This is a genomic window from Pseudomonas sp. 13B_3.2_Bac1 (assembly GCF_025466205.1).
Taxonomy (GTDB): domain Bacteria; phylum Pseudomonadota; class Gammaproteobacteria; order Pseudomonadales; family Pseudomonadaceae; genus Aquipseudomonas; species Aquipseudomonas fluorescens_H.
In genome coordinates, this window is record NZ_JANLOG010000147.1 from 86074 (window position 1) to 103392 (window position 17319).

Here is a 17319-nt window from a genome sequence, read left to right on the forward strand (position 1 = left end):
ATGCGATAACTATGTACCGCACACCGGCTGCGGGGAAATGGTGTCCTGACGTCTCACTTTTCAGGAGAGACAGGATGTCCACTCAACTCCCGACGTTGCCCGTCGAAACACGCGCCCCGCGCAATCTGCCCGGTGCAAGCGCGCCGACTCGAACCGGCCCAAGTCTGCATGGTCCGTTGCTGGAACAGACGATTCCCGACTGGCTGGTCGACGCCACACCGGCCCGGCGTGCGGCCTTGAAACAAGCCCCCACGCGGATGCCGGCCTGGCATCAGGCGTTGTCCGCTGCACAGCAGCAGGGCTTGACCGAGCAGGTCACGGCCGGGTTTCGCGCCCAGACCCGACTGGACCAGACCATGGCGGGCCTGGAGGGCATCGAGGCTTTTGCCCAGGCGCTGCTGGTCAAGGCGCTCAAGGCGCAATTCAACGTCGAGGTCGACGTCAACAAGACATTGCTGTGCCTGCGGCGTCCGCTGGAACTCGGCGTGCTCGAAGTGGAAGTCTCCACTTTCGAGGTTCTCAAACTGTCGCTGCTGCAGGCAGCGTTGCACAACTTCGAGGCCTGGGAGTGCGAGGAGGGGGCCTATCATCGCGCCTCGGGGTTCGTCGTCGAGACCGCGACTGCCGGCACGTTCCAGGTGGTCACTCCCGGCATCACGGTGCGTGAGTTTCTGGCGCTGTGCCGCTCGCTGGACATCGGAGCGTTGTACCAGACCCGGGTGAACAGCTTTTTCAACGATACGCAGGCACTGCGCGAACAGTTCATCGACAGCCAGAAAGGCGCCTTGCGCGCCGCAGCCGAACTGGCCCTGCTGAAAAAGGACATCGAGGCCGACGACTACCGCATGATCCTGTCGGTGGTCGCCGGCGAAATGCGTCCGCAATTGCGCAACAAACCGGTGTGGTTCCGCGACCTGGGCCTGATGAAACGGCGGATGACCGGCTGCGTGGTGTTCAGCATCTGTGAGCGCTATCGCTACACCGATGATTTCATTGTCTACATCCCCCACGATCCGGAGCAGCCGCTCAAACGCTGCAACTTCACGCAGTTGAACGCAATGCTCAAACGCCGGTTCACGGCGAGGGATCCGGCGGCGCCGCCAGGCGATACAACCGCCTACCAGCGGTTCTTCAGCCAGTTCGTGGCGTATGCCGATCGCCCGTACTATTTCAGTCAGTTCACCCGACCGGCCGCGACCACACCAGTGGATCCGCTGCATTCGGTGTGGGTGAAAGTCGCGCAGTTGATCCCGCCGTTTTCTGTGGTCGCGCGGATCAAGGAACTGCCGCCCGAGCGTCAGGGCCAACGCGAGCCGCAGGAGGATCCTTACCTCAATCCGGTGGATGTCACGCACCAGGGCTCGGCCGGGCTCTGGGCGGAAAACAGCGATTTGTGGGCTTACCTGTACGAACAGCATCGCGCCCGATTCATCGCCGATGCTCGGGCGCATGCGGTGCCGACCGCCGATGCGGATGCCAAGGCCCGTGCGCGAAAGCTCAACCATCTGCTGGAGCTGGGCATGTTCGCCCTGAACATGGTGTCGATGTTCGTGCCGGTGCTGGGCGAGGTGATGATGACGGTGATGGCCGGGCAACTGCTCTACGAATCGCTTGAAGGCGTGGTCGAGTGGTCCGAAGGTGATCGCCAGGCTGCCAAGGCGCACCTGGTCGATGTGGCGCAGAACCTCGCGCTGATCGGGGTCATGGGCGGCGTGGGCAAAGCCTTCGGCAAATTGAATGCAGTCAAGCCCGAGCCGCTGATCGAGGCGCTGGAACCGGTCGAATGTCCCGACGGCAAGACCCGTCTGTGGCAGCCCGACCTGACGGCCTATGAGAGCCCGGTCAGTCTGGACGCGGCAACCGGCCCCGATGCGCAGGGCCTGTATCGCCTGAACGGCGAAACCTGGATTCGCCGGGAGGGCAAGGTGTACCGCACGCAGTACGACGAAAGCCTGCAGAAGTGGCGCATTCGGCACCCGAGCGATCCCACCGCCTATCAACCGATCCTGCAGCACAACCGCCTCGGCGCGTGGCGACATACGCTGGAGCGCCCGCTGACCTGGGATCGACTGACGATGCTCAGGCGTCTCGGACACTCGACCGAGGCCTTTTCCGACCAGCAGTTGCTGGAGATTGCCGATGTCAGCGGCGTCAGCGACGACGCGCTGCGCCAGACGCACCTGGAGCACCAGCCTGCGCCGCTGGCACTGGCCGACACGTTGCGCCTGTACGCAGCCGATCAGGCCACAGGGCGGATCATCGATCAGGTTGAGCAAGGCTTGCCACTCGACGAACAGTATCTGCTGACGCTGCCATTGCTGGGCGAGATGCCGCGCTGGCCGAGCGGACGGGTGCTCGAGGTTTTCGACGGACCCGGGCTGAGCGGGGCACGCGTGCGGTATGGTGCGTCGCTGTTGCCGGGTGAACGTCTCAAGGCACCGATCCGCGTGTCGCGCGCCGATGTGCTTGAAGGGCAGTTGCCCGCGCGGATCCTGGCGGCGCTGGACGAGCCGGAGATCCAGTGGATGCTCGGAAGGGAGCCCGCCCGGGTCGTCGAATCGCGCCCGGCCGAGTTGCGAAAACAGTTGGCCGAGCACATGAAAAGCCGCCAGCCGGCAATGTTCGAACAGCTGTATGCCGAGCCGCAACTGCAGGATCCGCGCATCGCCAGGCTACAAGCCGCGACCCCCGGGCTGGGCAGTTCTGCCGCGGCCCGGGTGTTACTCAACGCCAACGCCGAAGAACTGGCCCGCCTGCAAACCGGTAAACGCGTGCCGTTGCGGCTGCTGGAGGAATCACGCGAGTACGCGCGCCAGCGCCGCTTCGATCACGCGGTGGCGGGTTTGCACATGGAAAACATGGCCGCCGGCGAACGCCAGTGGCTGGCCCTGCGCGCGCTGCAAAGGCTGCGCGGCTGGCGCGATGATGTGCGACTGGAGGTGCGCGAGGGCAGTTTCCAGGGGGCGTTGCTCGACAGCATTGGCAGCGAAAGCGCCGGGCATACCAAATACCTGATCAAGCGCGGGTCGGTCTATCAGGCGTTCGACGAGCGCGGCGAACCCCTCAACAGCGTGCCGCGTCACGGCGACAATTTCTTCGCTTCGATCATGCATGCATTGCCTGATCAATCCCGCCAGTCACTGGGGTTTGCCGATGTCTCCGCCAGCCTCGACCTGCGTCGAGCGGTGATCGAGCATGTCATGCAGCACCGCAGCGAACTGGTACGGCTGGCGGCCAAACGCCAAGGCGCCAGCAAAGTGTTCAAACCGCCGGTGCGCGTGCCTCGGCATGGGCCGGGCTATTACGCCAGCGGTCGCGGACTGGGCGTCAATCCGCTGCTGGTGAGCCGGGTGCAGGACCTCTATCCGGCGCTGACCGATCAACAGGCCGGCGCTTTTATCCTCAAGCAACTGTCGCTGGGCAAGAGCGATGCGCAGATTTATGAGCTGTTGCAACGGCGCACGCGTGAATGGACTGAGCTTGAATCAACGCTTGACCAATGGGAGGGCACGGAAGCGCTGATGGACGCGCCGGCAATCATGGGCGGAAAGTCCAGTGTCGTGCGCAACCTCAAGCAGAGCTGGCGCAACGCGCCTCTGGCGGACATCCAGCCGGGGGCCGGGCGACTCGACCTGGCCTGCGACGAGCAATTGCCCGCATTAACCGCAGATTTCTCCCACGTCCGTGACTTGAGTATTCGCGGGCGGTGCATCACCGATGGCAATGCCGATGCGCTGCTCACCAGCTTCACGCAGGTCAGAAGTCTGCGCATCAATGCCACCAGCGAAACGTTCAGCAACGTACCGGCTGCCTTGAGCGCAATGCCTGAACTGCGAGAATTGACCCTCTACAGCGCGATGCCGTTCGCCGCGGACATGCCGGTGCGGTTGAGCCAACTGACCCAGTTGCAGGCACTGACGGTGTGTGCGTCCAGCTATCAGGCGATTGCTTTTGACTTCAGCGCGCTGCGTAATTTGCGCCGATTGGAAATCAATACACACGGCTTGCTCGAGTGGCCCGCCGGCACCCTGCAGTTGCCCAATCTGGAGCGCCTGAATCTCAGCGACACGGGCATCAGCACGTTGCCAGCGGAGTTGCTTGAAGGGCACGAGAAACTCTGGTCGGGACTGTCCCTCGACTGGTCGAGGTTTTCCCGGGAAAACTTCAAGGTTGCGTACGAATACGTGAAAAGCCATCCCGAACACCTCATTGATCGAGAGGCGATGGTCAGGGATTACTGCAAAGGTGAACTGCGTCGTTTGGGCGAGGGTACGAGCACGTCGCCGGAGCAGGTGTTCAACCGTTTCTTTGAACGCTGGCCGGACGAACCGCAGCGTGTCAGCGCCATCGACGCCTTGAGCGAGCAATACGCAACGCTGGATCGCGGCCTCAATGACTGGCAACAGCAAGTGTTGGTATCGCAGGAATCACTCAAGGAAATCATCGGCCGTTCCAATGCGGCCCATGTCATCCGGACCAGTTGGCGCAAAGGCCTGTTCAAACGCTATGGCTCGACGGTTTCCGCCTCGACCCTGGATTTGTCGGGGCTGATGCTCAGCGATCTACCGCCGTTGCCTGCCGAGGCATTCAGCCATGTGCGCAGCTTGCTGTTGCAGGGCCAGCGTGTGGGCGCGGCGCAGATGCGCAGCTTCGTCAGCGCGTTCGACGAGCTCAAGACTCTCGACCTGAGTGACAACTCGCTGGAGGCGTTGCCATTGCAGCCAGAGCGGCTGGCCAGGCTGTCGCGGCTGGATTTCTCCGTAAACCGGTTGAGCGACACCTTGCAGGTGCAACAAACACTGGAGGCCTTGCCCGCCCTCGAATACCTGGACCTGCACGACAACCCACTGACCGACCTGAACATCGGCCGGCTGGGGCGCCTGAAGGCCCTGAGTCTGCGCGACACGCGGATACAAAACTGGCCGACGGGCGCCGAGGATTTGCCGCAGTTATCCTGGGTCGATCTGCGCAACAGTCAGATCACCGCGCTGCCGCCGACCCTGCTCGAAAGCCATGCGTTGATCCATACCAATCTGACCGGTGCACCGTTGACGGCGCAAGCGTCCGAGGCGCTGCGAGCAGCGCAGCACCGCATCGAACTGGAAGTCGGTTTGCCGGAGGGCGCATTGGCGGCGTTTGCCAACGAGCCGGTGCCTGACGTCTTTCCCCCGGCCGAGGATGGTTTGTCGATCAGCCGCCATCTGCTGCCGCTGGCTCAGGCGTCTGTCAGTGAAGGGCAGGCCTGGATGATCGAAAGCCTGCAACGGATACAACCGGCCCTGACCGATGAGCAGGCCTTGCAGGCCATCGAAGAGTTGCGCGGCAGCGGGCTTGCGGATACGCAGATCAGCGCACGCATCGTCGGCTGGAGCGAGACTTACGATACCCTGGTGCGCACCCTCAATGGCTGGCTCTACACCCGTAATTTCCGCGGAACCGACTGGTCCATCTCGTCGCAGACCCGCAACCTGGCGGCCTGGCGCATCCTCACCTGCTGGCGGGCACGATTGCCCGGCGCGCAGGCTCAGGCGGAGGTTGTGCTGCATCTCAACGGGCTGCAACTGGGCGATCTGCCGCGGCTGCCGCAGGACTTTGCCCACGTCGAGCGCCTGAACCTGACAGGTGTGATGCTCACGGCCGAGGGTTCCAACGATTTTCTTGCGGCGTTTAACCAAGTACGCAATCTGGTGCTCAATGGCAATGAGCTGACAACGTTGCCGGAAGCGGTCCGGCACATGAGTGCGCTGGAATGGCTGGAGCTTTCCAGCAATGGGTTCGACGACGCGGGGCCGCTGTACGAGGCGTTGTCCGGTCTTGAGCATCTGCGCTGGCTGGATGTGAGCTACAACAATTTCGAGGCGTTTGACGTCAGTTTCCTGCCTCGCCTGGAGAGCCTTGATCTTGCCAGCAACAACCTGACCGAATGGCCGGCCGGTACGCTCGACGCGCAATACCTGCGAAGGCTGGTACTGAGTCGTAACGACATCACCACGATTCCTGAGTCAGCGCTCGAGGGAGACCATGATGACCTGATCGGCGGCACCGACCTGACCGACAACTACAACCTCTCGCCACAGACGCTGGAGCAGATCCGGGCGTATCAGACGCGCACCGGCTACCAGCAGGTCCTGGGTTTTTCGGTTACGGAGCTGGAGGAAATGGTCGATGATGCCACCGGCGGGCTGAGCGAAACCACCGACAGTTTCGAGTCCGACGAGACCCTGCCGCCGGAACCGGCGGATGTCCAGCAGAAGGCCCCGTGGCTGGCCAATCTGGCACCCGAACAGATGGTCACTCGCGGCCAGTTGTGGGACCAGTTGGCGGCGGAGCCGGACAGCGCGGCGTTCTTTCATTTGCTCGAACGTCTGCAGGACACCCGCGAATTCAGGATCGCCAATGCCGATCTGACCCGGCGGGTGTGGACGGTCATGGAGGCCGCCGCCAGCAATACGCAACTGCGCGAGGTCATCTTCGCCGGCTCCACCACCCATGGCACCTGCGTTGACGGACGGATCCTCACCTTCAGCGGCCTGGAGAGCAAAGTGTTCACCTATAACGCCTTGCTCGATTTGCCGGCCGGTCGTCCGGGTATCAGGGGGCAGGCCTTGTTGGCATTGTCACGCCAGCTGTTCCGCCTGGACAAAGTCGATGAGCTGGCGCGCAGCGCCGCGGCGAGCAGCGGTTTTGACGAAGCCGAGGTGCGCCTGGGCTATCGCATCGGGCTGACCGGGGGCTGGGACGACGGGCTGGAATTGCCGGGACAACCGAAAAACATGACGTTCGCGTCCGGCGTTACCCCGCAGCAATTGGTCAGTGCCCGGGCCGAGATACTCAACGCCGAACGCTCCGAGCGGTTTCTGGAGGACCTGATTCAGCGCGACTACTGGCTCGACTACCTGCGCGAGCAGCAGCCTGAAGCATTCAGCAAGCTCGATGAAGCGCAATGGCAGGAGGAGGGCGAAGATGAAGGGCTAAGTGTCGACGATCCACTGTATCTGAGCAGGCTGTTCGACCAGGCGGCCGAGCGCAATGCCCGGCTCATCGAGTTATCGCGACAGGAGATCGAACACATCGAATCGTCTGCCTCCGCACCGAGGCCCGGCTCGTCCAGGTCGTTGTCAGGCGCGTAAAGCGTGGTGAAGGTCAATCCCCGGCACCCCCGGGGATTGACCGGCCGATCACTCGTCGTAACCGAGGTTGGGCGCCAGCCAGCGCTCGGTCACGCTCAGTTCCTGACCTTTGCGCGAGGTGTAGCTCTGCACCTGGTCCTTGTCGACCTTGCCCACGGCGAAATATTGCGCCTGCGGATGGGCGAAGTACCAGCCGCTGACCGCGGCTGCCGGGAACATCGCGTAGTGTTCGGTGAGGAACACGCCGCTGCGCCCGGCACGCATTTCGCTGGCCTCGGGGTCGAGCAGGGTGAACAGCGTGGCCTTCTCGGTGTGATCCGGGCAGGCCGGATAACCCGGTGCCGGACGGATACCGGAGTACTGCTCTTTGATCAGCGCGTCGTTGTCCAGCACTTCGTCCTTGGCGTAACCCCAGTGCTCTTTGCGCACTTGCTGGTGCAGCCACTCGGCGCAGGCTTCGGCCAGGCGGTCGGCCAGTGCCTTGACCATGATCGAGTTGTAGTCGTCGCCAGCGTCCTGATAGGCCTTGGCGACTTCTTCGGCGCCGATGCCGGCGGTGGTGATGAAACCACCGACGTAGTCGGTCACTTCGCTGTCTTTCGGGGCGACGAAGTCGGCCAGCGAGAAGTTCGGCTTGCCGTCGGTCTTGATGATCTGCTGACGCAGGTGATGCAGGCGTGCCATTGGCTTGCCGTCATCGCCGTACAGTTCGATGTCGTCGTCATGCACCTGATTGGCCGGCCAGAAACCGAATACCGCACGGGCGCTGATCAGCTTCTCGTCGATCAGCTTGGTGAGCATTTCCCGCGCGTCCTTGTACAGCGCGGTGGCCGCTTCACCGACCACTTCGTCTTCGAGAATGCGCGGGAATTTGCCAGCGAGGTCCCAGGAGATGAAGAACGGCGTCCAGTCGATGTACTCGGCCAGAACATTGAGGTCGATGTTGTCCAGCACCCGGGTGCCGGTGAAAGTCGGTTTGACCGGCGCGTAGTTGGCCCAGTCGAACTGCGGCTTCTTGGCAATCGCCGCCGCGTAGCTCAGACGCTCGGTCCGGGCGCTGCGGTTGGCGGTGCGCTCACGCACATCGACGTATTCCAGACGGGTCTTCTCGACGAAACCGGCCTTGAGTTCCTTGGACAGCAACTGCGTCGCCACACCAACCGCACGCGAGGCGTCGGTGACGTAGACCACCGCATCGTTGCTGTACTTCGGCTCGATCTTCACCGCGGTGTGCGCCTTGGACGTGGTCGCGCCACCGATCATCAGCGGCAGATGGAAATCCTGACGCTGCATCTCGCGGGCCACGTGGACCATCTCGTCGAGCGACGGAGTGATCAGCCCGGACAGGCCAATGATGTCGCACTTTTCTTCCTTGGCGACCTGGAGGATCTTTTCCGCCGGGACCATCACGCCGAGGTCGACGATGTCATAGCCGTTACAGCCCAGTACCACGCCGACGATGTTCTTGCCGATGTCGTGCACGTCGCCTTTGACCGTGGCCATCAGGATCTTGCCCTTGGCTTCCGGCTTGTCGCCTTTTTCCAGTTCGATGAACGGGATCAGATGCGCTACGGCCTGTTTCATCACTCGTGCGGATTTCACCACCTGCGGCAGGAACATTTTGCCGGCGCCGAACAGGTCGCCGACGATGTTCATGCCGGACATCAGCGGGCCTTCGATCACTTCGATCGGGCGGGCGAACGACTGGCGCGACTCTTCGGTGTCTTCGACGATATGGGTGGTGATGCCCTTGACCAGCGCGTGCTCCAGACGCTTGTTGACCTCCCAGCTGCGCCACTCTTCGGTCTCGGCTTCCTTGACGCTGCCGTCGCCCTTGTACTTGTCGGCGATGGCGAGGAGGGCGTCGGTGCCTTCCGGCGTGCGGTTGAGGATCACGTCTTCGACGGCATCACGCAGCTCCTGCGGGATCTGGTCGTAGATTTCCAGCTGACCGGCGTTGACGATACCCATGGTCAGGCCGGCGCGGATCGCGTACAGCAGGAACACCGAGTGAATCGCTTCACGCACCGGGTTGTTGCCACGGAACGAGAACGACACGTTGGACACGCCGCCGGAACTCAGCGCATACGGCAGTTCGTCGCGGATGTAGGCACAGGCGTTGATGAAGTCCACAGCGTAGTTGTTGTGTTCTTCGATGCCGGTGGCCACGGCGAAGATGTTCGGGTCGAAGATGATGTCTTCCGGCGGGAAGCCGACTTCGTTGACCAGAATGTCGTAGGAGCGTTTGCAGATTTCTTTCTTGCGCGCTTCGGTGTCGGCCTGGCCGGCTTCGTCGAACGCCATCACCACCACTGCAGCGCCGTAGCGTTTGCACAGTTTGGCGTGGTGGATGAACTGCTCGACGCCTTCTTTCATGCTGATCGAGTTGACGATGCCCTTGCCCTGAATGCACTTGAGGCCGGCTTCGATCACTTCCCATTTCGAGGAGTCGATCATGATCGGCACGCGAGAGATGTCCGGTTCACCGGCGATCAGATTGAGGAAGGTCACCATGGCCTTCTTCGAATCGAGCATGCCTTCGTCCATGTTGATGTCGATCACCTGCGCGCCGGCCTCGACCTGCTGCAGGGCGACTTCCAGGGCTTCGGTGTAGTTGTCTTCACGGATCAGACGGGCGAACTTGGCGGAACCGGTGATGTTGGTGCGCTCGCCGACGTTGACGAACAGCGAGCTGCGATCGATGGTGAACGGCTCCAGGCCCGAGAGGCGGCAGGCCTTGGGGATGTCCGGAATCTGCCGCGGTGCGTAACCCGCCACGGCCTTGGCGATGGCTTCGATGTGGCCCGGGGTGGTGCCGCAGCAACCGCCGACGATGTTGAGGAAACCGCTCTGGGCGAATTCTTCGATGACCTTGGCGGTGTCCACCGGCAACTCGTCGTACTCGCCGAATTCGTTCGGCAGACCGGCGTTCGGGTGCGCCGAAACGTGGGTGCTGGCCTTGTTCGACAGCTCTTCCAGGTACGGACGCAGTTCACTGGCGCCGAGGGCGCAGTTGAGGCCGACCGAAATTGGCTTGGCGTGGGCCACGGAGTTCCAGAACGCTTCGGTGGTCTGGCCGGACAGGGTGCGGCCGGACGCATCGGTGATGGTCCCGGAAATCATGATCGGCAGTTCGATGTGCAGCTCTTCGAACACCCCTTGCACAGCGAAGATCGCGGCTTTGGCGTTGAGGGTGTCGAAGATGGTTTCGATCAGGATCAGATCGACGCCGCCCTCGATCAGGCCTTTGGTGGCCTCGGTGTAGTTCTCCACCAGTTCATCGAAGGTGACGTTGCGGTAGCCGGGGTTGTTGACGTCTGGCGACAGCGAGCAGGTGCGGCTGGTAGGGCCGAGTACGCCGGCGACGAAGCGCGGCTTGTCCGGGTTCTCGGCGGTCTTGGCGTCGGCCACCTTGCGCGCCAGTCGTGCGCCTTCTACGTTTAATTCGTACGCCAGCTCTTCCATGCCGTAGTCGGCCATGGAAATGCGCGTGGCGTTGAAGGTGTTGGTTTCCAGAATGTCGGCGCCGGCATCCAGATAAGCCTTTTCGATGCCGCCGATCACGTCCGGACGGGTGATCACCAACAGATCGTTGTTGCCCTTGACGTCACTCGGCCAGTCAGCGAAGCGTTTGCCGCGATAATCCTGTTCTTCGAGCTTGTAGCTCTGGATCATCGTGCCCATGCCGCCGTCGAGAATCAGGATGCGCTCTTTGAGGGCTTGCTTGAGAGCTTGAAGACGGACGCTGCGATCGGACATTGGGACTACTCGAAAAGACCATGACGAAGGGCCGGGATCATAACAAACCTGTGTGGTTTTGGAGCGTGTGGTGGTTTTGCATGAATATCGCTCATGTTGGTACGGGCGTCATACTGTAGAATCGCGGCGTTTTTTTCACGATCGGGATCATGGGCATGTCGTACCGCGTCATCAGCATTTTCATGCTGTTCTTAAGCTGCGGCGCCGTTGCGCAAGAGCCCGCGATCTCTTATACCCGAGATATTCAGCCAATCTTCACCGAGAAGTGTGTGGCCTGCCATGCCTGCTACGACTCTGCCTGCCAGCTCAATCTGGGCAGCGGCGAAGGTGCAGGGCGGGGCGCGAGCAAGATGCCGGTCTACGATGGCGAGCGTACTCAAGCCGCGCCGACCACTCGATTGTTCTACGACGCCTTCGGCAAACGTGCCTGGCAGCAGAAAGGCTTTTATTCGGTACTTGATGCCCAAGGCAGTCAGGCCGCATTGATGGCGCGGATGCTGGAACTGGGTCACAAAACCCCGCTGACGCCCAACGCCAAACTGCCGGAAGACATCGTCCTCGGCCTGCAACGGGAAAACATGTGTGCGATGCCCGCCGAGTTTGAAGGCTATGCCGGCGCCCACCCGAAAGAAGGCATGCCGCTGGCGGTGACCGGCCTGACCGATCAGCAATACCAGACCCTGCAACGCTGGCTGGCATCCGGTGCGCCGATCGACGAGCAAGGTCTGGCGCCGAGCGCCAAAGAAGCGCTGCAAATCGTCCAGTGGGAAAACCTGCTCAACCAGCCGGGGGCGCGGGAAAGTCTGGTTGGGCGTTGGTTGTTCGAACACTGGTTCCTCGCGCACCTCTATTTCAAGGACGGTGAGCCTGGGCATTACTTCCAGTGGGTGCGTTCGCGCACGCCGAGCGGCCAGCCGATCGACCTGATCGCCACCCGTCGCCCGAATGACGACCCGGGCACTCAGGTTTACTACCGTTTGTGGCCGGTGCAAGGGGTGATCGTGCACAAGACCCACATCACCTATCCGCTGAGCGCGGCGAAGATGGCGCGGGTCAAGAGCCTGTTCTACAGCGGCAACTGGCAGGTCAGTGCGTTGCCGGGTTACGGCCCGCAGAGTCGGGCCAACCCGTTTGCGACCTTTGAGGCGATTCCGGCGCAGGCGCGCTATCAGTTCATGCTCGATAACGCCGAATACTTCGTACGCACCTTCATTCGTGGGCCGGTGTGCCGTGGGCAGATTGCGACGGACGTGATCCGCGACAACTTCTGGGCGCTGTTCCAGGCGCCGGAGCACGACCTGTACATCACCGACCCGGTCTATCGCGGCCAGGCCACGCCGCTGCTGGCGATGCCAGGTCAGAACGATGACGTCGGCAGCGTCCTGAGTCTGTGGCACAACTACCGCGACAAACGAAACCAGTACGAAGCGCTGCGTCGCGACAGCTACGCCGATTTACCGGCGCCGAGCTGGTCGACGCTGTGGGCCGGCAACGACAACGCGCTGCTGAGCATTTTCCGTCACTTCGACAGCGCCTCGGTGACCAAAGGCCTGATCGGCGAAGTGCCACAGACGATGTGGCTGTTCGACTATCCGCTGCTGGAGCGCACCTATTACCAGTTGGCGGTCAACTTCGATGTGTTCGGCAACGTTTCCCATCAGGCGCAGACCCGCCTGTATTTCGACCTGATCCGCAACGGCGCCGAACAGAATTTCCTGCGCCTGATGCCGGCCGATTCCCGCGAGGACTACCTCGACGATTGGTATCAGAGCAGCGGCCAGTTCAAGATGTGGCTCGACTACGAAGCCATCGATGACGACAAGCCGACCGCGCTGAAACTCGATCCGAAGGACCCGAAATACGACTTCGCCATGCAGTTGCTGGCGCGTTACGGCGATCTGAATGCGCGGCCCGATCCGATCAACCGCTGTGACGGCGCCTACTGCTCGCGGCCGAATATCGACCCGGCCCTGCAAAATGCCGAGCAGGCGCTGAGTCGCCTGACGTCACGTCCGGCCGCCGGTTTGAAGGTCATCGACCAGTTGCCGGAAGCAACCATGTTGCGCATCGAAAACCGCAGCGGCAAACGCGAGATGTACAGCCTGCTGCGCAACCGTGCGCACAGTAACGTGGCGTTCCTGTTGGGCGAGTCGCTGCGCTATCAGCCAGGGCTGGACACCTTGACCATCTACCCGGGCGTACTGAGCAGCTATCCGAATTTCATCTTCAACATTCCGGCCGAGCAAGTGCCGGTCTTTGTCGATGCAATGGAGAATGCCAAGGATGCGCAGCAGTTCGAAAAAATCGTCGAACGCTGGGGGATTCGCCGCAGTCATCCGCAATTCTGGTTCTATTTCCACGATCTGAGCCAATACCTCCACGAAACCGATCCGGTGGAAGAGGGCGTGCTGGACATGAACCGCTACCAGAATCTTTGATCGTTTAATACAGGCCGACTGTCATAGCTTCAGGTAACACACAAATCCCCTGTGGGAGCGAGCCTGCTCGCGAAGGCGGAGTGTCAGGCGCCGAATAAGTTGAATGTGCCGTCGCTTTCGCGAGCAGGCTCGCTCCCACAGGGTGAAGTGGTGTTTTTTGCAATTGTGATCGGGAGCGGCTGATGTTGATTTCAGTGCAGGCCCTGCGAGCGCTTGCCGCGTGGACGGTGGTCTGTCACCACTTCATGCAGATTTTCTTCGACTTCAAGGCGCGCGGCCCGGTCGGGCAATTCTTCATCGACAAGGGCGCAGTCGGCGTCGATGTTTTCTTCGTTATCAGTGGTCTGGTGATTTTCCTCTCCACTGAAAGCAAAGCGCTGCCGCCCGTGCGCTTCCTGCTGTACCGACTTTTTCGCATCGTCCCGGCGTACTGGCTGTACACGCTGTTGATGGCGTTGCTGGTGCTGTTCGCCCGGCCAATGTTGCCGGATCAGACGGTGGACTGGGCGCATTTCCTCGCGTCGTTGTTATTCATCCCTGCGCAAAACCCCGGCGGCTATGGGATTTATCCGACGCTGAATGTCGGCTGGACTCTCAACTACGAAATGTTCTTTTATGTGTTGTTTGCATGCGCGCTGGTGTTCCGCTGGCAGCTGCGCTTGCTGGTGGTCGCCGCGTTGCTGTTTTCGGCGTGCCAGGCGTTCGGCTGGCTCAATGAGTTCTACCGTTCGGACATCGTTTACGAGTTTTTGCTGGGGATCGGCATTGGCGTGCTGTATCGCCGGGGCTGGATCGGCGCGGGGCTGTGGCTGCCGCTGGTGGCGATTGGTGCTGCGATGATGGCGATCTATCACCTGGCACCGGCGCCAAGGTTGTTGAACTGGGGCGTGCCGAGCGCGGTGCTGGTGATGTCCTGTATCGCACTGGAACGCTACGTCGAGCGCAGCCGGGTGATGAAATGGCTCGGTGACTGTTCCTATTCGGTGTACCTGATGCACGTACTGGTGCTGTCGGCGGGTGGTTTTATTGCGCGGCGCTACGGGATCAACCCGTATCTGATGTTCGTTATCTGTGCTCTGGCCATCGGTGTGGGCTCGTGGCTGAGTTACGAATGGGTGGAAAAACGCAGCTATCAGTGGCTTAAAGCGCGGATTGATCGCGAACCCGTCGGTCAATCGGCTGCCGAGCTTTCCCGACAAAAATACTAGGACTTTGTCCGGCGCAATGATTGGCGTAAACTGCGCCCAAGCCTGCGAGGAGTTTCCATGACCGCTATTACCATTACCGACGCCGCCCACGATTACCTGGCCGATCTGCTCTCCAAGCAGAACACCCCGGGCATCGGCATCCGCGTCTTCATCACCCAGCCTGGCACCCAGTACGCCGAAACCTGCATTGCCTACTGCAAGCCGGGCGAAGAAAAACCTGAAGATACCGCGCTGGGGCTGAAAAGCTTCACCGCTTACATCGACTCGTTCAGCGAAGCGTTCCTCGACGATGCCGTCGTCGATTACGCCACCGACCGCATGGGCGGCCAGCTGACCATCAAGGCGCCAAACGCCAAAGTACCGATGGTCAACGCCGACAGCCCGGTCAATGAGCGCATCAACTACTACCTGCAAACTGAAATCAACCCGGGGCTGGCCAGCCACGGCGGTCAGGTCAGCCTGATCGATGTGGTTGAGGACGGCATCGCCGTGCTGCAGTTCGGCGGCGGCTGCCAAGGCTGCGGCCAGGCCGACGTGACCCTGAAGGAAGGCATCGAACGCACCTTGCTCGAGCGTATTCCAGAGCTCAAAGGTGTTCGCGACGTGACCGACCACACGCAGAAAGAAAACGCCTACTACTGAGTAAGGTGTTCACTGCGAACATGAAAAACGGCGCCCCGTGAGCGCCGTTTTTTTATGCACTTAATTAATGAGTGCCTGTTTATTGTGTGGCGAGGGGATTTATCCCCGATGGGTTGCGAAGCAGCCCCAAAAAAGGAACTGCTGCGCAGTTCATCGGGGATAAATCCCCTCGCCACAGGTTGGCACCCAATCCCATATGATTCAGGGCCTGTACAGGTGTGCATGCCCCGCACGATACAGCGATGACTCGCTAAATACCTCACTCCCCAACACCCGTCCAACCAGAATCAACGCCGTACGCCGAAACCCCTTGGCCTCCACCTTCGCGACAATATCCTCCAGTGTCCCCACCACCCAATCCTGATCCGGCCAAGTCGCCCGGTGAATCACCGCAATCGGGCAATCCGCGCCGTAATGTGGCAGCAGTTCGCCAATGATCTTCTGCAGATGATTGACTCCCAGGTGAATCGCCATGGTGGCGCCATGCTGCGCCAGACTGCTCAGTTCCTCACCCGCCGGCATCGCAGTCTTATCGGCGTAGCGAGTCAGAATCACGCTCTGCGAAACGTCCGGCAGCGTCAGTTCCGCGCCCAGCAACGCCGCGCAAGCAGCCGTAGCCGTCACGCCGGGAATGATCTCGAACGGAATCTGCAACTCGCGCAGATAACGAATCTGCTCGCCAATCGCGCCATACAGGCTTGGATCACCCGAATGCACCCGCGCCACATCCTGGTCCTTGGCATGGGCAGTTTTGATCAAATCAATGATCTGCTCCAGATGCAATTCGGCGCTGTTGACCACGGTTTCGGCCTGATGCCCCTCCAGCACGGCGGCCGGAACCAGCGAACCTGCGTAGATGATCACCGGGCAACTGCGGATCAGCCGCTGGCCTTTGACAGTGATCAATTCCGGGTCGCCGGGGCCGGCGCCGATGAAGTAGACGGTCATGAAGAAATCCTGTGAAAAACGGGGCAGGGCAACACTTCAGATGAAGATTGCTCATGATCAAACAGGGGGATTATCGGGATTTTACGCAGCGCCGGCCAATGCCAGTGTCGCCTGAGCGTATTTCTGCCGTGAAATCAGCAGTTTTGCCGGAGCTTGGATCAACTGCTCGGCGAGAGCTAGCGCAGCACTTTCCGCGACGCCATAGCAACCGGTGCGCTCGTAGGCGATCTGTGAATGATGGCTTAGCCGCTGCTGGTAACTGGCCAATTCGTCGCTACTGAAATACAACAGCGGCAAGGCCAGTTGCGCGGCCAGCTCCTGCAAACCGGGCTCATCGCGTTTCAAATCGATGCTGGCCAATGCCTTGACCGCTTCGAGTTCGATGCGATGTGCCTGTAATGCCTGATCGAGTAACGCGCGCAGCGTACTGGCCGGGCAGCCGCGCTGGCAGCCCAGGCCGACCACGAAAGTCGGCGCTGCGCGGTCATCGGTCATGCGTGGTATTGACCAGCGCTTTTGCGGCGGAACAACCAGGCGCTGATCAGGCCCAGGGCCAGCCAGAACGCCACGTTGGTCAACTGCGAAGCGATTTTGAACTGGGCTTCCAGCGCTTCCGGGGCGAGCATCGAGTGCACTTCCGGTTGCGGTGCGCCAATCACGTGCGGCACGGCCAGGATCGCCACGCCCAACAGCTTCATCAACCAGTGACGGCTGAACACGATCAAGGCCAGGCCGACTGCGGTGGAGGCGGCGGTGCCGATCCACCACGTTTGCCGCGAAGCCAGATCGGCCGCAGCGGTGCCCGGCAGTTCAGGCGGCAGGCCCAGAGTCGGCGCGAGGACGAAGGTCGCGTAACCGGCCAGGCCCCAGAGCAGGCCCTGCGAGGTTTTGGTCGGTGCGCGCAGGGTGTATAGACCCGCGAGCATCAGGGCGAAACCGACCGCCACCACCAGATTGCCGCCGGTGGTCGAGACCACGCGTTGCCAGCCGTTTTCCGGCTCCCAGGCTTCGGCGTCGTGAGTGTGTGCGGCTGTGCCGGCGGCGTGTTCGTGAACGGCCACCGGTTCGGATTTCTCGAAGGTTTCGGCCTGCAGAATCAGTGGCGAGACCCAGAAGCTTTGCAGCAGGGTCAGCAGCAGGGCGGCCAGCAGACCGGTGAAGCCTGCGGTTTGCGCAATACGCTTGATCATGTCG

The 17319-nt window shown here is 61.4% G+C and carries 8 protein-coding genes; 4 read left to right on the forward strand and 4 right to left on the reverse strand.

Translation table 11 applies throughout. The features are described 5' to 3' along the window. Nucleotides 1-74 precede the first annotated feature (74 nt). Nucleotides 75-7130, forward strand: a complete 7056-nt coding sequence (locus NTD85_RS24290; RefSeq protein WP_262143404.1) for an NEL-type E3 ubiquitin ligase domain-containing protein — start codon at nucleotides 75-77, stop codon at nucleotides 7128-7130. A 48-nt stretch (nucleotides 7131-7178) separates the two neighbouring features. On the opposite strand, the gene metH is transcribed toward NTD85_RS24290, so the two are convergent. Next, entirely contained in the window at nucleotides 7179-10889 is a 3711-nt protein-coding gene (metH, locus tag NTD85_RS24295) for a methionine synthase (protein ID WP_262143405.1), read from the reverse strand. A gap of 155 nt (nucleotides 10890-11044) precedes the next feature. Between metH and NTD85_RS24300 the strand changes: the two genes are divergently transcribed. The 3 genes from NTD85_RS24300 (at nucleotide 11045) to nfuA (ending at nucleotide 15177) form a co-directional block, all read left to right on the forward strand. Beyond that, nucleotides 11045-13327: a fatty acid cis/trans isomerase gene (locus NTD85_RS24300; RefSeq protein ID WP_262143406.1), complete on the forward strand. Its 2283-nt coding sequence runs from the start codon at nucleotides 11045-11047 to the stop codon at nucleotides 13325-13327. A 182-nt stretch (nucleotides 13328-13509) separates the two neighbouring features. Further along, complete coding sequence (locus NTD85_RS24305; RefSeq protein WP_262143407.1) at nucleotides 13510-14535, forward strand: acyltransferase family protein; 1026 nt, start codon at nucleotides 13510-13512, stop codon at nucleotides 14533-14535. Nucleotides 14536-14592: 57 nt separating this feature from the next. Continuing rightward, complete coding sequence (gene nfuA, locus NTD85_RS24310) at nucleotides 14593-15177, forward strand: Fe-S biogenesis protein NfuA (RefSeq protein WP_003225494.1); 585 nt, start codon at nucleotides 14593-14595, stop codon at nucleotides 15175-15177. A gap of 201 nt (nucleotides 15178-15378) precedes the next feature. On the opposite strand, the gene cobM is transcribed toward nfuA, so the two are convergent. The 3 genes from cobM to NTD85_RS24325 form a co-directional block, all read right to left on the reverse strand. Further along, nucleotides 15379-16125: a precorrin-4 C(11)-methyltransferase gene (gene cobM / locus NTD85_RS24315; RefSeq protein ID WP_262143408.1), complete on the reverse strand. Its 747-nt coding sequence runs from the start codon at nucleotides 16123-16125 to the stop codon at nucleotides 15379-15381. 81 nt (nucleotides 16126-16206) lie between these two features. Further along, entirely contained in the window at nucleotides 16207-16620 is a 414-nt protein-coding gene (locus NTD85_RS24320; RefSeq protein ID WP_003225490.1) for a cobalamin biosynthesis protein, read from the reverse strand. Then, the gene (locus NTD85_RS24325) at nucleotides 16617-17315 is read right to left on the reverse strand and encodes a CbtA family protein (RefSeq protein ID WP_003225489.1); all 699 of its coding nucleotides are present in this window, start codon (nucleotides 17313-17315) and stop codon (nucleotides 16617-16619) included. Before NTD85_RS24325 ends, NTD85_RS24320 begins: the two co-directional genes overlap by 4 nt. Nucleotides 17316-17319 lie beyond the last annotated feature (4 nt).